Annotated in this window: 24 protein-coding genes; 12 read left to right on the forward strand and 12 right to left on the reverse strand. The window is 64.9% G+C overall.

From position 1 onward, the window contains the following. Nucleotides 1-21: 21 nt before the first annotated feature. On the reverse strand, nt 22-2898 hold the full coding sequence (locus tag DIZ22_RS20210; protein ID WP_048936244.1) for a TonB-dependent receptor: 2877 nt from the start codon (nt 2896-2898) through the stop codon (nt 22-24). A gap of 223 nt (nt 2899-3121) precedes the next feature. On the opposite strand from DIZ22_RS20210, the gene DIZ22_RS20215 reads away from it, so the two are divergent. After that, nucleotides 3122-4726 (forward strand): M20/M25/M40 family metallo-hydrolase, encoded by a 1605-nt coding sequence (locus DIZ22_RS20215; RefSeq protein WP_048936245.1) that lies wholly within the window; start codon nt 3122-3124, stop codon nt 4724-4726. Nucleotides 4727-4761: 35 nt separating this feature from the next. On the opposite strand, the gene DIZ22_RS20220 is transcribed toward DIZ22_RS20215, so the two are convergent. Further along, nucleotides 4762-5469: a 2OG-Fe(II) oxygenase gene (locus DIZ22_RS20220; protein WP_048936246.1), complete on the reverse strand. Its 708-nt coding sequence runs from the start codon at nt 5467-5469 to the stop codon at nt 4762-4764. A 28-nt stretch (nt 5470-5497) separates the two neighbouring features. Next, the gene (locus DIZ22_RS20225; protein ID WP_048936247.1) at nt 5498-6253 is read right to left on the reverse strand and encodes a methyltransferase domain-containing protein; all 756 of its coding nucleotides are present in this window, start codon (nt 6251-6253) and stop codon (nt 5498-5500) included. A gap of 222 nt (nt 6254-6475) precedes the next feature. Here DIZ22_RS20225 and DIZ22_RS20230 point away from each other — a divergent pair, with 222 nt between their 5' ends. From DIZ22_RS20230 to DIZ22_RS20240, 3 genes are all read left to right on the forward strand, one after another. Further along, nucleotides 6476-6775: a hypothetical protein gene (locus DIZ22_RS20230; protein WP_004209889.1), complete on the forward strand. Its 300-nt coding sequence runs from the start codon at nt 6476-6478 to the stop codon at nt 6773-6775. A gap of 118 nt (nt 6776-6893) precedes the next feature. Further along, nucleotides 6894-7568, forward strand: a complete 675-nt coding sequence (locus DIZ22_RS20235) for a hypothetical protein (protein ID WP_048936248.1) — start codon at nt 6894-6896, stop codon at nt 7566-7568. Nucleotides 7569-7578: 10 nt separating this feature from the next. Further along, on the forward strand, nt 7579-7983 hold the full coding sequence (locus DIZ22_RS20240) for a Rap1a/Tai family immunity protein (protein WP_048936249.1): 405 nt from the start codon (nt 7579-7581) through the stop codon (nt 7981-7983). Between the two features lie 3 nt (nt 7984-7986). Here DIZ22_RS20240 and DIZ22_RS20245 read toward each other — a convergent pair whose 3' ends face one another. Then, complete coding sequence (locus tag DIZ22_RS20245; protein WP_048936250.1) at nt 7987-9123, reverse strand: nucleoside hydrolase; 1137 nt, start codon at nt 9121-9123, stop codon at nt 7987-7989. A 50-nt stretch (nt 9124-9173) separates the two neighbouring features. Here DIZ22_RS20245 and pip point away from each other — a divergent pair, with 50 nt between their 5' ends. Together pip and DIZ22_RS20255 are read left to right on the forward strand one after the other, a co-directional pair. After that, nucleotides 9174-10115 (forward strand): prolyl aminopeptidase, encoded by a 942-nt coding sequence (gene pip / locus DIZ22_RS20250; RefSeq protein WP_048936251.1) that lies wholly within the window; start codon nt 9174-9176, stop codon nt 10113-10115. Nucleotides 10116-10138: 23 nt separating this feature from the next. Beyond that, complete coding sequence (locus tag DIZ22_RS20255) at nt 10139-10453, forward strand: hypothetical protein (RefSeq protein ID WP_048936252.1); 315 nt, start codon at nt 10139-10141, stop codon at nt 10451-10453. An 8-nt stretch (nt 10454-10461) separates the two neighbouring features. Here DIZ22_RS20255 and DIZ22_RS20260 read toward each other — a convergent pair whose 3' ends face one another. The 4 genes from DIZ22_RS20260 to DIZ22_RS20275 form a co-directional block, all read right to left on the reverse strand. Continuing rightward, the gene (locus DIZ22_RS20260) at nt 10462-10782 is read right to left on the reverse strand and encodes a HigA family addiction module antitoxin (RefSeq protein ID WP_048936253.1); all 321 of its coding nucleotides are present in this window, start codon (nt 10780-10782) and stop codon (nt 10462-10464) included. Then, on the reverse strand, nt 10757-11038 hold the full coding sequence (locus DIZ22_RS20265; protein WP_080993506.1) for a type II toxin-antitoxin system RelE/ParE family toxin: 282 nt from the start codon (nt 11036-11038) through the stop codon (nt 10757-10759). Before DIZ22_RS20265 ends, DIZ22_RS20260 begins: the two co-directional genes overlap by 26 nt. 105 nt (nt 11039-11143) lie before the next feature. Continuing rightward, a complete protein-coding gene (gene uvrB, locus DIZ22_RS20270; RefSeq protein ID WP_048936254.1) occupies nt 11144-13327 on the reverse strand; it encodes an excinuclease ABC subunit UvrB in 2184 nt (727 codons plus the stop codon). Nucleotides 13328-13377: 50 nt separating this feature from the next. Then, nucleotides 13378-13803, reverse strand: a complete 426-nt coding sequence (locus DIZ22_RS20275; protein WP_048936441.1) for a hypothetical protein — start codon at nt 13801-13803, stop codon at nt 13378-13380. A gap of 213 nt (nt 13804-14016) precedes the next feature. Between DIZ22_RS20275 and DIZ22_RS20280 the strand changes: the two genes are divergently transcribed. The 4 genes from DIZ22_RS20280 to DIZ22_RS20295 all read left to right on the forward strand — a co-directional run bounded on the left by DIZ22_RS20280 (nt 14017) and on the right by DIZ22_RS20295 (nt 16407). Further along, complete coding sequence (locus tag DIZ22_RS20280; RefSeq protein WP_048936255.1) at nt 14017-14583, forward strand: DUF3617 domain-containing protein; 567 nt, start codon at nt 14017-14019, stop codon at nt 14581-14583. A gap of 11 nt (nt 14584-14594) precedes the next feature. After that, the gene (locus DIZ22_RS20285) at nt 14595-15530 is read left to right on the forward strand and encodes a hypothetical protein (RefSeq protein WP_234415657.1); all 936 of its coding nucleotides are present in this window, start codon (nt 14595-14597) and stop codon (nt 15528-15530) included. Between the two features lie 2 nt (nt 15531-15532). Further along, entirely contained in the window at nt 15533-15820 is a 288-nt protein-coding gene (locus DIZ22_RS20290; protein WP_048936257.1) for an HNH endonuclease, read from the forward strand. 80 nt (nt 15821-15900) lie between these two features. Next, nucleotides 15901-16407 carry a DUF3617 domain-containing protein gene (locus DIZ22_RS20295; RefSeq protein ID WP_004209910.1) on the forward strand — a complete coding sequence of 169 codons (507 nt, stop codon included), beginning with the start codon at nt 15901-15903 and terminating at the stop codon, nt 16405-16407. Between the two features lie 25 nt (nt 16408-16432). On the opposite strand, the gene DIZ22_RS20300 is transcribed toward DIZ22_RS20295, so the two are convergent. Together DIZ22_RS20300 and DIZ22_RS20305 are read right to left on the reverse strand one after the other, a co-directional pair. After that, nucleotides 16433-17113 carry an HPP family protein gene (locus DIZ22_RS20300; protein WP_048936258.1) on the reverse strand — a complete coding sequence of 227 codons (681 nt, stop codon included), beginning with the start codon at nt 17111-17113 and terminating at the stop codon, nt 16433-16435. A 101-nt stretch (nt 17114-17214) separates the two neighbouring features. Beyond that, the gene (locus DIZ22_RS20305; protein WP_048936259.1) at nt 17215-18432 is read right to left on the reverse strand and encodes an MBL fold metallo-hydrolase; all 1218 of its coding nucleotides are present in this window, start codon (nt 18430-18432) and stop codon (nt 17215-17217) included. A 198-nt stretch (nt 18433-18630) separates the two neighbouring features. Between DIZ22_RS20305 and DIZ22_RS20310 the strand changes: the two genes are divergently transcribed. After that, the gene (locus tag DIZ22_RS20310; RefSeq protein ID WP_048936260.1) at nt 18631-20091 is read left to right on the forward strand and encodes an arylsulfatase; all 1461 of its coding nucleotides are present in this window, start codon (nt 18631-18633) and stop codon (nt 20089-20091) included. Between the two features lie 77 nt (nt 20092-20168). Continuing rightward, nucleotides 20169-20801, forward strand: coding sequence for a MarC family protein (locus DIZ22_RS20315; protein WP_048936442.1), 633 nt, complete (start codon nt 20169-20171; stop codon nt 20799-20801). Between the two features lie 56 nt (nt 20802-20857). Here the strand turns inward: DIZ22_RS20315 and DIZ22_RS20320 are convergent, their stop codons facing one another. Both DIZ22_RS20320 and DIZ22_RS20325 read right to left on the reverse strand, forming a co-directional pair. Beyond that, nucleotides 20858-21946, reverse strand: a complete 1089-nt coding sequence (locus DIZ22_RS20320; protein WP_048936261.1) for a DUF2235 domain-containing protein — start codon at nt 21944-21946, stop codon at nt 20858-20860. Between the two features lie 114 nt (nt 21947-22060). After that, nucleotides 22061-23422 carry a methyl-accepting chemotaxis protein gene (locus DIZ22_RS20325; protein ID WP_048936262.1) on the reverse strand — a complete coding sequence of 454 codons (1362 nt, stop codon included), beginning with the start codon at nt 23420-23422 and terminating at the stop codon, nt 22061-22063. Between the last annotated feature and the right edge of the window lie 58 nt (nt 23423-23480).

Below are 23480 nucleotides of genomic sequence, written 5' to 3' on the forward strand. Positions count from 1 at the left end.
ATCGCCCGGCCGGCCGACCTTTCAGAAGAACAGCTTGCGGAAGCTGACCGACACGGTCCGGCCGAGCGGGTCGAGATAGCCCGGCTGATAGCGGACCGGGGTTGCCCCGGTCGCGTCGGTCACGTCGCGGCGGGTGTTGAAGATATTGTCGATGCCGATCGACACGCGCGCGCCGCGCAGGAAGGGATGGGCCTTCACCAGGCTGGGCATCTGGCCGAAATTGGCGAACAGCCGCAGATTGGCGGTCGCCAGGCTGGCAAAGTCCAGCCGCGAACTGCCGCCCAAGGCGCCATCGACATGGGTGCCGCTTTCCCAGTCGACGCCCAGACGGCCGCCAATGCCATTGTTCACATAGCCGACCCGCGCCTTCAGCTCGTGGCGCGGCTGCCCGCCCGACGAGCCGACCGCATCGCCATTGAGCAGATTGAGTTCGGGCACGCCGGGCGCGATCAGGATGCTCTCGGTCAGGTGCCAGATATGATAGAGGCTGAAGGTCAGCCGCCCGCCAGCCTGGCCGGCGCCGGGGCCACGGAAACCGCCCGGCCCACCAAAGCCGCCGCCCGGACCACCCGGACCGCCCGGCCCGCGCGGACCATCGCCACCGCCCGGCGCATTGTCGCCGCCACCCTGGCCGCCATTCTGGCCACCGGGGCCATCATTGCCGCGCTGGTTGTTGTCGCCGTCGCCGCGGGGCGCGCCGTCATTGCCTTCGCCGCGCGGCGGACCGCCTTCGCGATTGCCCTCCGCGCCGTCGCGCGGGCCGCGATTGCCGAAGGCTGCGCGCATGTCCTGCAATTCCTTGGGCCGATCCTCGGGCTTGGCGCCGGCCGCGCGCCACGCCTCGATCACCTTCTGGATGTGCGACTTCAATGAGATGGACAGGTCGAAGCCCCAGCGCAGTTGCTCGCTCTGCGAACGCAGATAGTTGATCGGCCGCCCGTCAATGCTCAGCAACTGGCCATCCTCGTCGCGCATGAAGCGCTGCGGGAAGGCATTCTCGATCGCCGGCGTCGGCGTCGGGAAGGCGGAAATGGGGTTGCTGGTCCGGCTGTTGAGATAGGTGGCCGTCAGCGTCAGGTTCGGCTTCTCGAACGGCTTGATCCGGGCGTTGATGCGGAACTGGTCCCGCGTGCTGGATCGCAGGTCCGGGTTGCCGCCGGAAAATTGCGTGACGAACACGGTCTGGCCGGTGGCATAGTCGAACACCGACACGTTGGGCGTCGAAATCACCGGATCGTTGATCTGCGTGCCGGTCGGCGCCGACTTGTCCTGATTGGCCGACACCAGCAACTGCACCGCCGGCACAGGCCGCCAGCGCAGGCCATAGCCTAGCGTCGACAGCGTGCCGAAATCCGACAGATGCTGCGCCCCGGCGTTCATGTTGACGCCGACATCGCCGATCGCGCCCAGGAACCCCTTGGACCGGCTGGTCAGCGGTATGTCGAAACTGACCTGTCCGCTCGCAATCTCGCGATTATAGTCGAGGCCGCGCTCCACGCCTGACCGCACCGAATGGCTTTCAAAGCCATTGGCCGATCCACCGACCCGCACCGACGTCATGATATTGCCGGCCGGCAGGGTCAGCAGCGATCCGCTGACCAGCAGGTCGCCGCCGATCGCGCGCGATTGCGACCGGGCGCGGTCGGTCAGGCGCGATTGCAGCAGGTCGGCGGTGAAGGCGCCATAGGGATTGACGCTGGCCGATCCGGCATCGAGCGCGGCCTGGATGCCGCCCGTGTCGACGCCGCGATCGGTGCGGGTGCGAGTGTCGGAAATGTCGCCATTGCCGGTGAAGGACCATTGCCAGGTGCCGCCCAGCCGACCGTTCAGCGTGACGCCGATGTGCCCGGTGGTACCGCGAATCTTCTGCCCCAGCGCGCCGGCCTGCTCCAGATAGCGATAGAGGCGGACATCGTCGCCAAAGGCGGAGAAGGGATTGCCGCCGGGCAGGGTGAGGGCGGCCGCTGACAGGCCCTGCAGCGAATCATTGTCGGACAGTTCCAGCCGGCCGTTGATCGTCGCCGATACGCCGCCCAGCGCGCGCGCCAGGGTCGCGTTGGCGGAAAAATTTTCGGTCGCGGGGCTGAGCGTGCGATATTTGCTGAGATTGCTGACGCTGGTCTGGTTCGCGCCGGCGATGAAATCATTGAGGGCGGGGGCGCCATTGGCGGCGCTGCCGGGCACGCTGGCGACCGTCACGGTCTGGTCGGCGGCGGCCGACAGGGCCGGGTCGATCTCCGCCCCCCGCTCGATCGCGGTGATATTGCCGGCCAGCGAATAGGGCATGCTGGGCGCCGCCGCATTGATGCCGCGCTCGCTCTCCAGCAGATTGTCGGCCCGGCTATATTTGACGTTCAGCGTCAGCCGATTGTCGCCTCGGATGCGCAGCACGCCCACTTCGCCCTGACCATTTTCGCGTCCGCCATCGGTGGTCGTGCCGCCGCGCAGGTCGACCGTGGTCGCGCGGAAACGCTGGCGCAGGACGATGTTCACCACCTTCTGCGTCGGCGCATAGCCATAGGACAGGGCCACTTCCTCGGGCAGGATGTCGACCCGCGACACCGCTTCGGATGGCAGGTCGGAAATTTCCGAGAAGCTGGAAATGCGCTTGCCGTTCAGCAGGATGACCGGGGTGCCGTTGGTCTGCGGCGACAATTCGGTGATGATTTCGGAAATCGACGTGACGCCCAGCGCCCGGACATCGGCGGGCGACAATTGCTGTTCGGGCTTGATGTCGCCGGGTACCGCGCCGCGCTGGACCGCGCCGGTCACGACAATCTCGTCGCCCTCGTCCATTTGGGCCGGCGGCCCCTTCTGCTCGGCTTCCTGCGCCATCAGCGCGCCGGGCGCCGCGCCCAGCATCAGTGAAAACAGCAGCAGCGACGTCGTCTGGCGCACGGAAATTTACCCCTAATCTGGACCCTGGCAGGATCTCGTTTAGGCCGCACTTGTCGCAAAAATCTGGCAAGGCAAAGACAGTTTTGTCGCAAAGTGTAACGACGCGTCACATGGTGCAACAAATGCGTGTTCGGGCGTGATCTGCTTCACTTGCGATCCCGCGTCAGTCGGGCATAGACGGGCTTTCGCGGCCGCGCCTGACGGCCGGACGAAGGGGGATTATATGCGCCATTCCATCATCCTGCTGCCCTTGCTGTGCCTGGCCGCGCCGGTCGCCGCGCAGCAGCCCGACGATCTCAACCGCGTCATCGACGAAGGGCTGAACCACAGCCAGGTGATGCAGATCGCCCAGCATCTGACCGACGATATTGGCGGGCGCATGACCAATTCGCCGCAGATGCGGCAGGCCGAGGCCTGGACCGCCGACCAGTTTCGCCAATGGGGCCTGTCCAATGTCCGCAAGCAGGGCTTTCGCTTCGGTCGCGGCTGGTGGATTGCCGCCTCCTCGGTGAAGATGATCAGCCCCCGCCCGATCCAGCTTATCGCCATCCCCATCGCCTGGACGCCACCGACCAATGGCGTGCTGAGCGCACCGATCATCGTTGCCCCGATGAAGAAGGCGCGCGATTTCGACGCCTGGCGCGGCAAGCTCGCCGGTAAGATCGTACTGGTGTCGCTGCCCGGCACGGGCGACGAGCCGAACGAGGCCGCCTTCCAGCGGCTCAAGGGTGAGGATATCGAGAAGCTCGACAAGTTCGAGCAGCCGAAAAATGATCCGGCGTCGCTGGAGCGGCTGATGAAGCGCCTCAGCTTCACCCGCAAGCTGGAGGCCTTCCTCAAGGCCGAGGGGGCGGTCGGCTGGGCGCGGCAATCCTATCGCGACGGCAAGCTGCTGCATGGCGAGGGCTATGATTTCGGCGTCAGCGACACGCCCGCGCTGCCCGGCGTCGAGATCGCGGCGGAGGATTATCGCCGTCTCGCCCGCCTCGCCAAGACCGGCCCGGCGCCGGTGCTGGAAATCAACAGCGACGTCCGTTTCGACGACAGCGACGTCAACGCCTACAACATCCTGGCCGATATCCCCGGCAGCGATCCCAAGGCCGGTTATGTCATGGCCGGCGCACATCTCGACAGCTGGGTCGCGGGCGACGGCGCGGCGGACAATGGCGCGGGCAGCGCCATGATCATGGAGGCGGCGCGTATCCTCAAGTCGCTGGGCATCAAGCCCAAGCGCACGATCCGCTTCGCCCTCTGGTCGGGCGAGGAACAGGGACTGTTCGGCTCCATGGCCTATGTCGACGAATATCTCGCCACCCGCGCGCCGGGGCCGAAGGAAGAAGAGGGGCGGGAGGAAATGTATTTCCGCTACAAGACCCGTTTCCCGATCACGCCCAAGCCCGGCTATGCGGACCTCAAGGCCTATTTCAACATCGACAATGGCTCGGGCAAGCTGCGCGGCCTCTATGCCGAACGCAATGTCGCCGCCGTCTCGCTGCTGCGCGAATGGCTCAGCCCCTTTGCCAGCATGGGCGCGGGCAATGTCGTGTCGCAGCCGACCGGCGGCACCGACCATGAATATATGCAGGCGATCGGCGTGCCGGGCTATCAGTTCATCCAGGATCCGCTCGACTATGAAAGCCGGGTCCATCACAGCGGCATCGATACCTTCGATCATCTGAAGGCGGAGGATATGCGCCAGGGCGCGGTCGTCCTCGCCGGCATGCTGCTGCAGGCCGCGAACAGCGACAAGACCCTGCCGCGCATGCCGCTGCCGACCCAGCCGGCGGTCAGCGATCCGTTCAAATATGAGGATCCGGCGCTGGATTGATGGAAAGGGGCGGGGCGATCCCTCGATCGCCCCGCCTAGCTCTGGGCGTCGTGGAAGATGATGCCCAGCGTGTGGCGCATGCCGGACAAGAGCCGGCTGACGCCATGGCGCATCTGCACCCGGTGAACGCCGCGCGTGCCCCTCACCGGCCGCTCGCGCACCGGGAAGACCACGGCATCGCCCTTGCGCAGCGGCACCATTTCGGGGCGAGACTGCATGCGCGGGCGCTGTTCGGTCAGGATGAAGGCGCCGCCGGTGAAGTCCGCCTCCGGCTCAGACAGCAGGATCGCCGCCTGCAACGGGAAGATGGTCGCGCCATAGACATCCTGATGCAGCGCATTCCAGTCGCCCGCCTCATAGCGCAGCAGCAAGGGCGTCGCCTTGTCCTGGCCACCGAGCGCGCACTGGTTCAGGAAATCGGCGTGACGGGCGGGGTAGAGCGCATCGCTTCCCAGCATCGCCGCCCAGCGATTGGCGACCTGCGCCAGCGGCGGATAGAGTGCCTCGCGCAGCGTGGCGACCGGCTCGGGCAATGGGTAGTTGAAATAGCGATAGCGCCCCCGGCCATAGCCATGGCGCGCCATCACCACCTCCTTGCGGAAGGCATGGGGCTGGTCCCATAGCGCGACGATCGCGTCGCACCGGTCCGGGGAAAGCAGGGCAGGCAGGCGCGCGGCGCCATGAAGGTCGAGGTCAGTGAGGTCCATGGCGCGCAGCATGGGCGGCGCGCGGCGCGGCGTCATCCCGTGCCTTGCGCTCAAATCCGCCGCCTCATTTCGGCTTGCGGAAACGGTAGAGGAAACGATCCGTCTTGCCGCGAATGGCGGGATCGAACACCAGCTTGCTGTGATCGTCGGCGGGGTTGGCGAGCAGCGGGCTTTGCGCCTCCAGCACGAAGCCGGCACGCAGGAAGTCGGCCTTCACCACCGCCGGGTCGATCCGGTGGAGCTTGTCCACGACGGCGCGGGTGTCGCCCGCCGGGCCGACATGGTCGATGATACCGACGATCCCGCCCGGTTTCGTCGCAGCATAGAGCGTCTTCACGAAGGCATCGGGGTCGGTGCGCGGAATGCCATATTTGTCCGATTGCCAGTAGAGATCATGGTAGCTCAGGTTGATGATGCTGAAGTCGAAACTGTCGGGCGCCGCCGCAAAGGCCTCGAACGGATAGCGCACCCAGTCGACCTCCGGCCGGCGCGCGACCAGTGCCGCCCATTTGGGCTTCTCTTCCTCGCTGGCATAGAATTGGCTGGGCTCGAACCCGGTCACCTTACCCTTGGCGCCGACCGCATCGGCCATGATCTCCGCCCAATAGCCCGATCCGGTCATGATGTCGGCCGCCTTCATGCCGGGCTTGAGGCCCAGGAAGGCCAGCGTCTCGGCCGGCTTGCGGCTCTCGTCCAGCGCCCGTGCGTCGGCCGGACGCTTTGGGTCGGCCACGGCGGCGGCCAAGTCGGTCTTGGCAAGGGCGATGATCGGCGTGGACAGGGCAAGGCCGCTCAGGGCCAGGGCAAGCATCAGGCGCATGGATTTTCCCCTCATGGAAGGCGGGCCAGCATGCGCCCGATCGCGCATCCGTTCAACGATCCGCGCCGATGCCGGTCGATCGATTCCGGTCGTTGGTCGAAGGGCGGGGCGGGCCTGCCGCGTCCACTCGGCTCTCCACATGCACGTTCAGGCCCAATCATATTGTCATGGTTAACGGGCTCGGCTTGGGACGGCGCGGGGGCAGATGATAAGGAGAAAATGATGTCGCACCCGATGAAATTAGCCCCCATTGCCATGGTGTTGGTGGGCTCGCTGGGGCTGGGTGGCTGTGCCACGAAATCCTTCGTGCGCGAACAGGTGGCGACCGTGAACCAGCGCGTCGATGCGCTCGACGCCAAGCTGCAGACCACCGACGGCACGGCACAGCAGGCTCTGGCCCAGGCCCAGTCGGCAGCCGGTCAGGCCCAGAATAACGGCCAGCGCCTCGATCAGCTGAACGCCCGCGTCGACGGTGTCGAGCAGCAGATGCGCGAAGCCAAGACCAAGCGCGCCAGAAACTGATCACGCAACTGATCACGTAGCCGATCAAGCTACCGATCCGGTCGGGCTGGTCCCGATCCCGTGCCGGCGCCCCCGCTTCATGGGGGGGCGCCGGCCCCATTCCCGGATAGGCTCCTCCATGCACAAATTCCCATGGGCGCTGGCGATGCTGGCGCTGTTCGGTGCCTCTCCCGCGCGGGCGGCCGCGCCAGAAGCGGCCGCGTCCGAGAAGCCAGCGCCTGAAACGCCGCGATCGCCCGATGCGCGCCGGGTGATCGACTGGATCGCCGCGACCGGCGACAATCATGGCCTGCCCTATGCCATTGTCGACAAGCAGGCGGCCCATGTCTTCCTGTTCGATGCCAAGGGGAAGGCGCTGGCCGATGCGCCGGTGCTGATCGGCATCGCGCCCGGAGACGATGCCACGCCCGGCGTCGGCAAGAAGAGCCTGGCGGAGATCGGCCCGGCGGAAAAGACCACGCCGGCCGGGCGTTTTCTCGCCAAATTCGGCCTTGCGGCGGGCAAGCAACGCGTGCTGTGGGTCGATTATGCGACCTCGGTCGCGATGCACACCATCCCCAAGGGCAATCCCAAGGAAAAGCGGCGCGAGCGCATGCTGTCGCCCACGATCGACGATAATCGCATCACCTTTGGCTGCATCAACGTGCCGATCGCCTTCTATAATCGCGGCCTGCGCCCGCAATTTCTGAAAAAGGGCGGCTATGTCTATGTGCTGCCGGACACAAAGTCGCTCGAAGCGGTTTTCCCTCCCCTGCATGTCCAGTCTTATCGGAAGGCGGACGCATCCTCATAAGGCGGGAGCCATGCGCATGATGATCCGGAGGGCAAGCGGCCTGATACTGGTTGCGGCGGCGGGCCTGTCGCCGGGCAGCGCACAGGCTGGCTTTTATTCGGGCGAGGCGCTGCTGGAAAGCTGCACCGCCGACCGCAATGCCAAGGATTTTTTCGAGAAGAGCTATGAATGCGTCGGCTATGTCGCCGGCGCGGTCGATGCGTTCAACACCACGCGCGAGGTGAATGGTCTCAAAAGCTGCATCCCCGCCGATGTGACGCTCAACCAGCTGAAGGGCGCCACCGTCGACTATCTGCGCGCCAATCCGGACAAGCGCAGCCAGTCCGCCTCCGCTCTGGTCTTCACCGCTACGCGCCAGGCCTGGCCCTGCCCCAAGGCGAAGGCCAGGTCTGGCGTGAAGAAAAAGCGGAAATAGCGCTTATTTCGCGGCCTTGCCGATGGGCCGCATATAGAGGCGCGCCATCGCTGCCTCCATCTTCGCCCGGTCGACCGACAGGATCACGCGCTGCGCCTGCTCGCCCAGATGCGGGCGATAGGATTCCGTCCAGGACAGCGTGTCACCATAGGCCGCGGTCTGGCTGGTCTCGAAATCGACCCACAAAGTCTCGTCCTTCGTCACGATCTCCGGATTGAGCCAGGCCATGGCGACGATCTCGTCCCACATCGGATAGCCCGGCTCCAGCCCGGTCTGGAACAGATCGGTCAGCGGCGTGTGGGCGGGCTTCAGCCCGTCGAGGAAGGCGCGGGTCCACTGTGTGCCGGTGGACGGATCGACCGGGATCATCATGATCTTCTTCCACGGCGCATGGGCAAAGATCTTGGCCGCTTCGGGATCCCAGCGAATGTTGAATTCGCGGCGCGGCGAGTTGACGAATTCGCGGGCAAACTGCTCGGCCGATGGCCCTTCCAGCACCTGATGCGGCGCCAGGCTGCCGCCCATATAGAGGATTTCCTTCACATTGGCGGCGAAGCTGGGGTCCAGGCTCTGGGCGATGGCGATATTGGTCATCGGCCCGGTCGCGAACAGGGTGATCTCGCCCGGATGCGCCTTCACCATCCGCACCAGGAAGGCGGCGGCAATCTCGGCGCTGGGCTTCGTCCTGGGGTTGCCGATCGGCAGGTCGGGCACCTTGGTCGGATCGGTCGATCCGGGATGCTCCTGGATCGTGTCGCCCGGCCAGTAATCGGTCCATGGCCCCTTGAACACCAGCCGGCCATATTGGCCTTCCCAGCGCTTGGTCGCCTCGGCGCTGTTGAGCAGCGGGAAGGTCGCGCCGGGCACCACCGGCACGTCGGTCCGGCCCAATATCTCCAGCGTGCGCAGCGCATAGGCGGTCGCCGTGTCGCGCCACACCGATCCGCTGGTGGTGGTGATGCCCAGCACCTCGACATCTGGGCTTTGCAGCAACAGCAGCGGCACGCCGTTGAGGCCGATCATGTCGTCGTCGACGATCACCAGCCGCTTGGGGCTTGCCGGCGCGGCGGGCTTCGCATTCGCGCCCTGCACGCCCAGCATCAGCGCCAGCGCGCCCAGCATGATCTTCATCGTCCGCATTGCGTCAAACCCCCATTTCGCTTCGTCCCGCCGCCTGTTAGGACGGTGTCATGCGCAGCCTCTATCCGCCGATTGAACCCTACGCCACTGGTCATCTTGACGTAGGCGATGGCCACAGCCTCTATTGGGAACGGTCCGGCACGCCCGGCGCCAAGCCCGCAGTCTTCCTGCATGGCGGGCCGGGCGGCGGCATATCGCCCGATCATCGCCGCCTGTTCGACCCCACCCGTTATGACGTGCTGCTGTTCGACCAGCGCGGCTGCGGTCGATCGACCCCGCATGCCCATCTCGACGCCAACACCACCTGGCATCTGGTCGCCGATATCGAGCGCTTGCGCGCGATGATGGGCGTCGACCAGTGGCTGGTCTTCGGCGGCAGCTGGGGATCGACCTTGGCGCTCGCCTATGCGCAGGCGCATGTCGCGCGCGTGTCGGAGCTGGTGCTGCGCGGCATCTTCACCATCCGCCAGTCAGAGATCGACTGGTATTATCAACAGGGCGCCAGCCGCATCTATCCCGACAAGTGGGAACGCTTTGTCGCGCCGATTCCCGAAGGCGAGCGCGACGACATGGTCGGCGCCTATCGCCGCATCCTGACCGGTGATGATCGCGCCGCGCAGGTCGCCGCCGCCAAGGCCTGGAGCGTCTGGGAGGGCGAGACCATCCGCCTGCTGCCCGACGAGGCGCTGTCCGCCACCCATGAGGGCGATGATTTCGCGCTCGCCTTTGCCCGGATCGAAAATCATTATTTCGTCCATCGCGGCTGGCTGGAAGATGGCCAGTTGATCCGCGAGGCGAGCAAGCTGGCCGGCATCCCCGGCGTCATCGTTCAGGGCCGCTATGACATGGCCTGCCCGGCCGAAACCGCCTGGGCACTGCACCGCGCCTGGCCGCAGGCGCGCTTCGAAATGATCGAAGGCGCCGGTCATGCGTTCAACGAACCGGGCATATTGGACGCGCTGATCCGCGCGACCGACGGATTTGCTGCATGATGGAAGGAAAAGACGTGCGGACTATGATGTTGCTGGCGACGGCGCTGTTTCTCGCCTCCTGTGGCGGCGGCGATGAGGGGGCGGCGGTCGAGAACCGGAACATGCCCGAAACCGGCGCAGCGGCTGAAGTCGCCAAGCTCGACCCCGACCTGCGCAACGGCGTGCTGGAAAAGGCGATCAAGGCATCGGGCGTCGCCTGCCCCTCGGTCACCGGCTCGGAACGCGCCGAAATCCGGCCGGGCGTCAAGGGCTGGAAGGCCCAGTGCGACAACCAGACCGCGCACCTGATCGAAATCCTGCCCGATGGCACCGCGAAGGTGACCAGCCGGACGCATTGAACATTAGTTTAGGCTGCGCGGCGACTGATCCGCGCCAACTCGCTACCATGAACGCGGCGCTCTTCCTCCAGATCGAAATCGATCTGGAGGCCAAGGAAGAAGCCCTCGCTCACGCCGAAATACCGCGCCAGGCGCAGGTCGATATTGGCATCGATCGGCGCCTTTTCTGCCAGGATCGCTTCCAGCCGCTGCACTGCAATGCCAGCGCCATCGACCACTTCATTCATCGGTACATCGCTGCCGATCAGGAAATCCTCGCGCAGGATCGCGCCGGGATGGATATTGTCCAGCCGGTCCTCATCCTCAATGATAGTCCTCGATTCGGACATTCTCCGCGCCTCCGTCGGACCAGTTGAAGGTGATGCGCCACTGGTCGTTGATCCGCAGACTATATCGTGAAGGGGTAAAGCCTTTCAACTGCTCGAACCGATTTCCCGTCGGAACCCGCAGATCGTAGAGATTGAGTGTCCGATGAATCTGCCGCAGCTTACGCCGAGCCGTCTGTTGAATGTCCGGCGGCAGGCGTCGGCTACGTTGGCCAAGCCAGATTTTTTCGGTCTCGGGATCGGCGAAGAAGCGGATCATGGCGGTATATCCCCACAGGACGACAATCTAATCTGGCGCAACCTGCAGCAGATTTGAATCGACGTTTATACCCCTCAGGGCGCCCGTCCTCTTGGGGGTTTTCCTCTAACGCCCGAACTTCCGCGTCGTCTTCCCGAACCGGCCTTTCCGCGTCCCCGGCTTGCCCTCGGTCGCGCGGCCGCGCGGGGCGGCCACCTGCTGGTCCGCTGGCAGGCCCAGTTCTTCCGCCTCCAGCTTGCGGATCTCGTCACGGATGCGGCCGGCTTCCTCGAACTCCAGGTCTGCCGCCGCCGCGCGCATCTTCTTCTCCAGATCCTCGATATAGGCGCGCAGATTATGGCCGACGAGATGCGGGCGATCCTCCAGCCCGGTCTCGACCGTGACCTGATCCTTGGACGCCACATGGGCGATGATGTCGCCGATATTCTTCTTCACGGTGAAGGGCGTGATGCCATGCGCATCATTATAGGCCTGCTGCTTTTCGCGGCGGCGTGACGTCTCGTTGAGCGCGCGCTCCATGCTGCCCGTCACCCGGTCGGCATAGAGGATGACGCGGCCGTCGACATTGCGGGCGGCGCGGCCGATCGTCTGGATCAGCGATGTCTCGCTACGCAAAAAGCCTTCCTTGTCCGCGTCGAGGATCGCCACCAGCCCGCATTCGGGAATGTCCAGCCCCTCGCGCAGCAGGTTGATGCCGATCAGCACGTCATAGACGCCCAGGCGAAGATCGCGGATCAGCTCGATACGCTCCAGCGTCTCGACGTCGCTGTGCATGTAGCGGACCTTGATCCCCGCCTCATGCATGAATTCGGTCAGATCCTCGGCCATCCGCTTGGTGAGCGTGGTGACGAGCGTGCGATATCCCTGGGCCGCGACCTTGCGGCATTCGTTGATCAGGTCGTCGACCTGGTCCTCGACCGGCTTGATCTCGACCGGCGGGTCGATGAGGCCGGTGGGGCGGATCACCTGCTCGCTGAACACGCCGCCGGTCTGCTCCATCTCCCACGGGCCGGGCGTCGCCGACACGCTCACCGTTTGCGGGCGCATCGCATCCCATTCGTTGAAGCGCAGCGGCCGGTTGTCGATGCAACTCGGCAAACGGAAGCCATATTCGGCCAGCGTGATCTTGCGCCGGTGGTCGCCCCGCGCCATCGCGCCGATCTGCGGCACGGTCTGGTGGCTTTCATCCACGAACAGCACGGCATTTTCGGGCAGATATTCAAACAGCGTCGGCGGCGGTTCGCCGGGCAGGCGGCCGGTCAGGAAGCGGCTGTAATTCTCGATCCCCGCGCAGCTGCCGGTCGCCGCGATCATCTCCAGATCGAAATTGGTGCGCTGTTCCAGCCGCTGCGCCTCCAGCAGCTTGCCCTCGGCCTCCAGTTCCTTCAGCCGCTCGGTCAGCTCGAAACGGATCGCCTCCATCGCCTGCTTCAAGGTCGGGCCGGGGGTCACATGGTGGCTGTTGGGAAAGACCTTCACATAATCGAGGCTGGCGACCTTCCTGCCGGACAGCGGATCAAACTCGACAATCTCCTCGATCTCGTCGCCGAAGAAGCTGATGCGCCAGGCCGTGTCCTCATAATGGGACGGGAAAATCTCCAGATTGTCGCCCTTCACGCGGAAATTGCCGCGCGCGAAACCGGCATCGTTGCGCTTATACTGCAGCGCCACCAGCTTGCGGATGATCTCGCGCTGGTCCTCGATCCCGCCCTTCTTCATGGAGAAGGTCATGGCCGAATAGGTTTCGACCGACCCGATGCCGTACAGGCAGGAGACGGACGCGACGATGATGACATCGTCCCGCTCCAGCAGCGCACGGGTGGCCGAATGGCGCATCCGGTCGATGCTTTCGTTTACCGAGCTTTCCTTCTCGATATAGGTGTCCGACCGCGCGACATAGGCTTCGGGCTGATAATAGTCGTAATAGCTGACGAAATATTCGACGGCATTGTCGGGGAAGAAGCTCTTGAACTCGCCATAGAGCTGCGCCGCCAATATCTTGTTGGGCGCCAGGATCAGCGCTGGCCGCTGCAGCGCCTCGATCGTCTTGGCCATGGTGAAGGTTTTGCCGGACCCGGTGACGCCCAGCAGCACTTGGTCCTTCTCGCCCTGCTTGGCCGCCGCCACCAGTTCGGCGATCGCGGTCGGCTGGTCGCCCGATGGTTCATAGTCGCTGACCAGGGTGAAGGGGCGTCCACCCTCGCTCTTCTCCGGGCGCGCGGGCCGGTGCGGCACGAAGTCCTGGCCGGTTTCGGGTTCGTCAAGGCTGGTGCGGATCTGAATCGACATGGGCGTAATATGGGGCCTTTGGGCAAGGGCGCAATCCGCGCCCTGGCAAGTCAGGGCTGCAATTCGAACGCGCTCTTGGGCGGCGGCGGATAGATCACCGGCTTGTCACCGAACCGCGCGCGCAGGACAGTCTCGCGGCGCTCGTCATCGACAATCTCGACATTCACTTCTTCAGGATATTTCAGGCTGACATGAAATTTCCTGTCTCTGACCTCATATTCCAACACTGACCAGCGCATGTTGGGGTCGTCGGGTTCCAGATACCAGGCTTCCCAAAGCATATCGCTGAGATTTGTGTCGCGCGGATTATAATAACGAACGACGTCGCCTTCATCTTTGAAAACGCTGGGGCTTACCCAACCGTCTCCGATTTCCACATACAGAAACACGCCATCTGGATCGCCTCCGACCAAGCTGGCCAATTCTTGACCGATCTCGTTCATGAGCGGTCCCAGGGTGTCGAGTTTATCGCTCATGAAGCCGGCCCTTTCTTTGGTCATCGGCACGCCGCGCAGTCATGAACGTAACATCTAGCATCAATTTGAGAACAAAAAAAGAACGGATGGACGTTCATCAACGCCCCGCCACCCCGGATCGCAATAATCCCGATATCCAGACCCGCCGCCGCTTGCTAAGTCTGGGCCAGATAAAGGGTCGCTTCTGCCAAGACATGCCAGGGGAAGCCGGTGATGACCAAAGCCTTGACCAACGGCCTGCTGGCCTGCGCGCTCGCGGCGCTGGCCGGATGCAACAAGCCGCCCGCCAGCCAGGACACACAGATCGCCGCGACCGACGCGATGAGCCATGACGCCGCCGTCACGCAGATCGAGAAGGTGCAGCTCAAGCCTGGCCAGTGGGAAGGCCGCTTCGTGATGGAGCGGATCGACATGAGCGGCGGGGAGGCGATGCCCGCGGCGGCGCGCCAGCAGATGCAGCAGGCGATGAACCGCACCCTGCGCTATTGCGTCACGCCCGAGCAGGCCGCCCATCCCGATGGCCGCGCCTTTTCCGGCGATCCGGGCAAGGATTGCCGCTACAGCGACTTCGCCGTGCGCGGCGGCACGGTGAAGGGCAATGTCACCTGCCGTCGCGATAGCGGCACCAGCAGCATGACGATGGCCGGCATCTATGCGCCCGACAGCTATGCGGTACAGATGGACATGCGGCAGACCGACTTGCCCAATGGCGTCGAGATGGCGATGAAGGCAAGGTCGGAGGGCCGCTGGATCGGCCCGGACTGTTCGGAGGGTCAATGACGATGCGAACAATGCAAGTCTTGTCGGCATTGCTGGCGCTGCTGCCGCTCCCACTTCAGGCACAACAGCCGGTCGATGACGGCGGCGGCGACACAATCGTGGTCGACGGTCAGCGCCTGACCCGTCAGGAGGTGCGAGAGAGGGCATCCGGCTTCGTTCGCACCCTGGGCGTGGTTCAGGGTGATCGGGGCATCGCCCGCTGGATAGAGCCGGTCTGCCCCCAGGTCCGGGGGGTCGCGTCGGATATCGCCGGCCTGGTCGAAACCAAGGTCCGCAAGATTGCGACCAGCATCGGCGCGCCCCTGGCCAAGGGCGAATGTGAAACCAATTTTCTGATCGTCTTCGTCGATGACGGACGCGAAATGGCCAGGCAGGTATCGGCGCGTAAATCCAACAGCATGTCCCAATTGCATGGGGCCGAACGGCGCGACGTCGAAAATGGCGATGCCCCGATCCGCTGGTGGTACACGATCGCTACGGGCAGCAGCACCGGCGGCAAGGCGGATTCCGTGGCGCCCTCTGCCAGTGTCGGCAATAGTGAGGGGGGTGGTTCCGCCCTCCCTGACGGTGTTCCTACCGTCAACGGCTTTTCCTCCAGCCTGATCCGGCCGATAGGAATTCGCTCGATCGATACCGCGACGATCCTGATCGACGTCAATCGCGCCGAAGGCATTTCGCTGACGGCCGCCGCCGCCTATGCAGCCTTTGTCGGCCTTGCCGAGGTGAAGGGACGGGCGGCACCGCCGGTGTCGTCGATCCTCAATATCTTTGGCGACGGGGCGCAGGCTGGCGACCTGACCTTCTGGGACAACCAGTTTCTCGACCAGCTTTATGATCTGCCGCTCAACCGGTGGGGGCGAGTGCATCGGGGCTATCTGGTCCGGGCGATCGGTGAGGCTGAGGGCGAGGATGTCGAGGAAGGCGCAACCGGGCCGGTCGAGCCCTAATCCTGGCTGACTGGACACCCTGCTGGCTCTGCGCCCGGCCGCTCGGCGCGCGGATCGAATGGCATCATCCCGTGCCCAAGAGCCGGGGCGGGCGACAGATGGTGCCGGTGCATCCGATCTGCCACCGCACCATCCATGCCACCCTGTCCAACGCGGAGTTGGCGCGTGCCTATGCCGACGCCATGGCCTTGCGGAGCCATCCCGCCATCGCCCGTTTCCTCGCCTGGATCGCCGACAAGCCGGCCGATTTCCATGCGCCCACCCTGTCGGCCGGACGCCGACGGCGATGAAGGGACGGGCGCAACATTTCTACTTGCGCCCGCGCGCGCATCGGTAGAGCGTGCCGCCGTGGAACGAACGGGGAGAGGATATGCGTGACATTCTGACGCTGGGCGGCTTGCTGGCCACCAGCCTGACCCTTGCCGCCTGCGGCAGCGAACCGGCCGCTCCGCCCGCGCAGGAGGAGGAGGCCGCGCCGGCGATGATGAAGAGCGGGCAATGGACGCTCAGCCGCAAGACCACCGGCTACAACACCCCCACCGTCACGGCGGAGGAATATCAGGCCGCGCTCAAGCAGGTGAGCGAGGACAAGATCTGCATCAAGGTCGATGCCGCCGGCGTGCCCGACGCCGATGCGCTAGCCGGGGCGGAAGGCAGCGACTGCAGCTACAAGGACAAGATGGTGCGCAAGGGCCGGTTGATCGCGACCCTTGCCTGCAAGGCCGGCGCCGGCACCTCCGAAATCGTGGTCGAGGGCAATTTTACCGAGGATACGCTGACCTTCGGCACCACCATGACCAAGACGCAGGGCGGCAAGCCGGTGCTGCGCACCACCCACGACCTGTCCGGCAAGCGCGACGGCGACTGCCCGGCCTGACCGGCGGCGCCGATCCGGGTGGGCCTCAGTCCGCCCGGCGGGCCTGGGCGTGGATTTCCGCCCGCGACAGCAGCAGGTCCAAATCGGCGCGGCTGATGTCGAAATTGTCGGGCAGTTCGGCCAGCGCCTGGTCGATATCCTCCAGATGAAAGCCCGCCTCCGCGCGTATCTTTTCGGCGATCACTGGCGGCGCGACCGGCTGGTGCGGATAGCTGTGGCCCGACAGGCGGTGGAAGAAGAGGCCGAGGGACACCAGAGCGATCGAATTGATCCCGACCGGCGCAAAGGCGAAGGCATAGCCGGCATCATGAATGCCCTGGCTGCCGATCACCGCGGTCAGCGCGGCGGCGCCGCCGGGCGGATGCAGGCAGCGCAGCAGGCTCATCAATATTATCGCCAGGCCCACCGCCACGCCGGCCGCGACCATCATGTCGGGGATCAGCTGATAGGCGGCGACGCCGATCAGGCTGGACAGGATATTGCCGCCCACCACCGACCAGGGCTGGGCCAGCGGGCTCGCCGGCACGGCGAAGATCAGCACCGCCGACGCGCCCAGCGGCGCGACGATGATCGGCAGGTCGCCGGCATGCAGCGGCAACTGGCTGCACACCAATATGGTCAGGCTGATGCCGATCGCCGCGCCCAGGCCCGCGATCATCCGGTCGATCGGGCGGGCACCGGCCAGCAGCGGCTTGAAAAGATTCATTGCGGATATTCCTTTGGTGCAGCCCCATGCGCCGCCACGGGCGAAAAGGCCACCCCAGTTTTTCTTGGCCCCAATATCGCCCGGAGTCGCCCGAGGGCCGCTTATTCCAGCGCGTCGATCGCCCGCTGGTCGCAATGCCTGGCGCCGCGCGGCACCGGGCTGACATTGGGCACCAGCAGCGCCTGGCCGATCCGCACCGGGGCGAAGCGCTTTCGCTCTATCCCTTCGCAGCGCAGATATTGCTCCAGCATCCGCGGCGGCGTGTCGCGCTTCTCGTAGGAGAGGCGGAAGGTGCCCCAGTGGATCGGGATCGCGGTCGAAGCGCCCAGCCGCTCGAACAGTTCGACCGCGCGGCGCGGGCCGATATGCGCGTCCGATTCCATCTGCCCCGGCCAGAAGCGGAAAGCGCCGATCGGGATCAGCGCCAGACGTATCGGCCCGAACCGCGTCGCATCGCCGGTCCAGCCCATGTCGCCCGCGCCGGTGTCACCGGCAAAATAGATATTGCCCGCCCGCGTCTCGATCAGGAAGCTCGACCAGAGCGCCCGGTTGCGGTCGGTGAACCAGCGGCTGCTCCAATGATGGTTGCGCGTCGCATGGACCCGATAGTCCGGGCAATGCTCGTAATTCTCGCACTGGATCACCGCTTCGGGCACCAGTCCGTTCAACTGCGCGCCGGTCACCGACTGACCCCAGTCGAGCGCTACCGACGCGATGCCGTTCGCCTTCAATATCGTGTCATTGCCCAGCGCCGTGACGATCCTGGGCCGGTCGCGCTGCCACAATGCCTTCAGCGTCGGGATATCCAGATGGTCATAATGATTATGGCTGATGACGATCAGGTCGATCCTGGGCAGATCCTTCATCCTAATGCCCGGCTCCGCGACCCGTTTGGGGCCCAGCGGCGGAAAGGGGCTGGCATGGTCGGACCAGATCGGATCGGTCAATATGTTGATGCCCGCCGCCTGCACCAGCACGGTCGCATGGCCGACCCAGGTGGCGACCATGCCGCGCGGCGCGGCAAAGGGGGCGGGGCGCGCCGGTTTCACCGCCACCGCATCGGGCCAGTCGGGGCGATCGTCATTGCCCAGCAGCCAGCGGGCGATGAAGCCCTGGCGACTGGTGCCGGGCGGGGCGGGCATGTCGATCGCGCCATCGGGGTTGAAGAAGCGGGCGCCGTCATAATGGCGGCTCGCCGGTCCCTCATAATAGATGCGGTCGAGGAAGGGCGGCACAATCACCGTCGCCAGACAGGCGGCGATCAGCAGGAACAGCAGCGCGACACCGACAGCCTTCATCATTGCAACCGCGCGCGCCATGCCTGCTCCCATGCCCGTCATCGCGCCGCCATAGCGGACCGGCGGGGCAGGGCAAGGCCTCCCTATTGACCCTGACCCATGTTGGCGAGTGCGCCATTCCCGGCCTCGGGCTCAAGGATAACCCCGATACCAACCGGCCCATCGCCGACCTAGCCTTGCGCCGTTCGTCTTCCCCGGTCTGACTCGCAGGAGCATCGCATGAGCAAAAAGCCGAATATTCTCATCATTTGGGGCGATGACGTCGGGATGTGGAATCTCAGCTGCTATCATCGCGGCATGATGGGCGGCTCGACCCCCAATATCGATCGCATCGCGAAGAAGGGCATGATCTTCATGGATCATTATGCCCAGGCCTCCTGCACCGCCGGCCGCGCCGCCTTCATCACCGGCCAATATCCGATCCGCGTCGGCCTCAGCACCGTCGGCCTCGCCGGCGCGCCGCAGGGCATGCAGAAGGAAGATCCCACGATCGCAGAACTGCTCAAGCCCCATGGCTATGCCACCGGCCAGTTCGGCAAGAACCATCTGGGCGACCGGGACGAGCATCTGCCGACCGCGCATGGCTTCGACGAATTTTTCGGCATCCTCTATCACCTCAATGCCGGCCAATATTCGGAAGAATATGATTATCCCAAGGATCCCGAAGTGGCGAAGGCCTTCGCCTGGCGCGGCGTGATCCACAGCAAGGCCGACGGCAAGGGGGGCCAGTCGATCGAGGACAAGGGGCCTTTCGGTTCCGAGCGGCAGAAGACGCTCGACAATGAATTCATGGTCGAATCCAAGCGCTTCATCACCGACGCGGTGAAGGCCGACAAGCCCTTCTTCGTCTGGCACAACACGACGCGCATGCATTACCAGACCCACCTGCCGCCCGAATATGACGGCGTCACCGGCTATGGTCTCTATGCCGACGGCGTGAAGCAGATGGACGATCATGTCGGCGAACTGCTCGACCTGCTCGAAGAACTGGGCGTGGCCGACGACACGTTCGTCATGTTCTCGACCGACAATGGCGCGGCCTCCAATTCGTGGCCCGATGGCGGCAACCAGCCCTTCCGCGGCGAAAAGGGCGTCGGCGGCTATGAAGGCGGCTTCCGCGTGCCCTGCGTCGTCAGCTGGCCCGGCCATGTGCAGGAAAATGTCGCCACTGGCGAGTTCATGGCGATGGAGGACTGGATGCCCACCATCCTGTCCGCGCTGGGCGAGCCGGAGCTCAAGGATGAACTGCTCAAGGGCAAGACCATCGGCAGCGTGACCTACAAGGTCCATCTCGACGGCTATGACCAGACCGAATTGCTCAGCGGCAAGGGCAAGTCGAAGCGCAAGGATTTCTACTATTTCACGGAAACCACGCTGCACGGCCTGCGCTATGGCGACTGGAAGTTCCTGTTCAAGACGCAGGACAAATGGTTCAACGGCATTCAGGAAAATCTGAACACGCCGCTCATCACCAATTTGAAGCTCGATCCGTTCGAGCGTTTCCATGAAGCGCGCGGCTTCGACGAGTGGCAGGAAAACCGATCCTGGACGCTGGCGCCGGCCACCGCGCAGATCGCAAAATTCATGAAGTCGCTTCAGGAATATCCGCCGCGCATCAAGAGCCTAGATTTCGATCTGGATGCGATGGTGGCGGACGCATCGGCCTCGCAAGCGCGCTGATCGCGACAGGCATGACGCGGATGCCGCAGGGGCCCGAACTGCGGCATCCGATGGTTCGGCAGATAGGGGTGCGTGCCATGAATGATCTGAGTTTCGTCCTGGTCATCTTCTTCGTCACATTAGGACCGATCAAGGTGATCGCCGCCTTTGCCCAGTTGACCAGCCAGTTGCCCGATGGGGAGCGGCGCGCGCTGGCGCTCCGGTCGACCCTGATCGCCACGGCCGTCGGCTTCCTCATCCTGTTCATCGGCGACAATCTGCGCCAGAATTGGCAGATCGCATCGCCCGATCTGTTGCTGACCGGCGGCGTGCTGCTGCTGATCGGCGCGCTGGAGGCGGTCAAGAATGCGCAGCACGCCCCTGCGCCCGATGCGCCGCCGACCTCGGCCAAGGGGCTGGCCATGTCGCCGGTGACCTTCCCGATCATCATCACGCCCTATGGTATCGTGGCGCTGCTGCTGTTCGCGGCCGTGGCTGGCGATACCCGGACCTTCCTGACCGGCGTGTTCGGGATTTTCCTGGGCATGATGGTGGCCGATTTTCTGGCGATGATCTTTGCCCGCCAGTTGCTGGGCTTCATCCACGCCGGAACGCTGATGGCGTTCGGCTGGATGATCGCGGTGCTGCAGGCGGCGCTGGCGATCCACGCGATCATGTCGGGCCTGCAGCAATATGGCGTCGTGCCCGGATCGCTTCCCGTCGTCCCTTGATGCGACGGGGTGGCGGATCAGGCGCCGGCCGGCCCTGATCCGCCCCTTTTTGCGTGTTATGGCTGCAGCATGTCGGGCTTGCGCTTCGCCAGGTCGACCAGCGCCGCCGGCCGCCATTCGGGCAGCTTGTGCCAGCGTTCGATCGCCGCATCGGACAGGGCTTCATTGGTCCGCCCGGCGTCATGCGGCACGTCGATCGCACGCTCGCCCGATCCGAACAGGCGATAGAAGAAGGTCTGGGATTCGCTGACCGGGCCCAGCGGATCGGGATGGTGCGGCGGGAAACCGGGCGGCACCAGCCCGAACGGATCATCCACCGCCAGTCCCGCGAGCCGCGCGCGCGCCACCATCCATTCCAGTGCGATATCCGACAGGGCGGAATCGGGATTGCCGCCGCCGACATCGGCATGGCAGCCGGGGAACCAGCATTGCTCGACATGCTGGCCTGCGCCCTGCCCCTCGGGGATCGTCCACAATGTCGGCAGGAACGGCTTGCGATGCTCGTCGATCGCCACCGCATGAAAGGCGAAGGCGACGCTCGATGACAGGTCGGTGTCGTGAAATTCCCGGTTCACCCGGAACAGATGCTTCAATATCCCCTGGAACAAGGTGTTGGGCACGCCCAGCGACCCGACCGTGTCCCACACGCCGACGCACCGGATCGGCGTGCCGTCGGACCAGGCATAGCTTTGCCGGAACAGGCGCGACGCCTCCGATCGTGGCGCGCGGGTTCCGTCGCGCGAACGATAGAGCGCGAAGGCATCGGGGATCAGGCTTTCATGCTCGGGCCGTAATATGCCGGAATTGCGCACGAAACCGGCCAGCGACCGGGCGGTATAGGCGCCCCGGCTGAAGCCGAAGAAATAGAGCTGGTCGCCCGGCTGATAGGTGCGCACCAGCCAGGCATAGCAGGACAGCAGGATGCGGCTGATGCCATAGCCGGTGGCCCCGTCGATCAGCCGCTTGGTCCGCGACGCCATCGACCCGATGCCATTATGATAGAAGACGCGCTGCGCCGTGCCGTCCTCCGCCATCGCGGGGATCAGGCTTGCCAGCTTCACCACATTGGTCGGGCAGGGCTTGCCCTGCTCATTATGGTCGGGCTCGTTCCAGGTGCCGTCGCAACAGACCACGATGCGCTTCATCCGTGCCTCCCCATCGGCAGGAAAATGGCCGCCCTGCTCTATCGGGCGGGCGGCCATGGTCGCTGCGGGGCAGCCTCTTTTATAGGAGGAAACGGACGCGCGGGGCGGCGCGGATCAGCCCTGATCCTTATAGGCCATTTGCAAGATGCCCCAATGACGCCCGCGCACATGGATGGAGGCGATTACCTGCTTCAGCAGGATGACCTCGCCCTCGGCGGTCAGGCGGCGATAGGCCTTGATGCAGAAGGGTTCGGTGATCTTGCACTGCTCGCGCGTGTCGGGGAAATCGAACACCACGCCCTGGCGCGAAAATTCCGCATTCCATTTCTCGTCGCCCGGCCGCTGGGGCAGCGCGCGTTCCGGCATGGCGATCGCGCCGAAGCTGTTGCGATCGGTGAAGGTCATGCCGAACAAGCCCTTGTAGCCGCGCGCCACTTCCTGCTGCGCGCGCGCCTCGGCCTGCATGATCGGCTGGATCGGATGGGTGAATTGCGGCGGATTGGTGCCGCGGATCGGCGCATAATATTCGCTGAAGACATCGGCCTCGCCGATGCGGCCGTCATCCAGCGCCTGCTCGATTGCATGGCCCACCGCCTGCGCGGCGGTCAGGCTGAACCGGATATAGGGCGAATCGGGAATGTCGACGCCGCTCTCCGCCAGATATTGCAGCAGCATGTTGGTATCGTCGCTGGCGATCGACACCCGGCCAGACAGCCGTTGCAGGCCGTCGGCATTGTCGCCCGACGTGCTCGACAGCGCAGACAGGCCGGTGCGGATCTCGCTGGCGGAACCGACCATGGAGGCGATCCGCTCGGCCACCGCCTCGCTGTTGCTCGACAGGCCCTGCATCAGCGATCCCAGCCGGTCGACCAGCGCCTCGATATTCTTGGTGTCGGACAGCGCCGTGCGCGCGGTCTGCGCGCCATGGGTGATGCTGTCCAGCATGCCGCCGGCCTCGCTGGTCAGCGCGCCGATCGACCGCTCGATCGTCTGGGTCGCGCTCGCCGTTTCCTGCGCCAGCTTCTTCACTTCGGCCGCGACCACGGCAAAGCCGCGCCCCGCGTCGCCGGCCCGTGCCGCCTCGATCGTCGCGTTGAGCGCGAGCAGATTGGTCTGGCTGGCGATGCCGCTGATCACGCTGGTGACATGGGCGACGGTCTTGAGCGCCTCGCCAAAGCCGTCAAGGCGCGCATGGATGCGGCTCACCTGTTCGATCAGGTCGACGAAATTGCCGTTCGCGGTCGACAGCTGCCGTCCCGAATCATCGATGATCGCGCGGGCGGCGACCGCCTTCTCGCGCGCGTCCTGGCCGACCAGCGACACGCTTTCGCCGTCGCGCGACAATTGCGACGCGGCGCCGCTGATCGCCTCGATCGTGCGCGCCTGCTGCGTCACCCGGTCCGCGAGTTCGCTGATGTCTGCCTGAAGGTCGAGCGTACGGATACCCAGGTCGCCGGATAATTTGGCGACCTTCATTACCGCTCGTGCGACGGTTCCCGATTGCGTTTCTGTGCCCACGGCAACTGGCTAGCCA

Origin of the sequence: Sphingobium sp. LF-16, from assembly GCF_003711185.1 — a bacterium.
GTDB lineage: Bacteria > Pseudomonadota > Alphaproteobacteria > Sphingomonadales > Sphingomonadaceae > Sphingobium > Sphingobium yanoikuyae_A.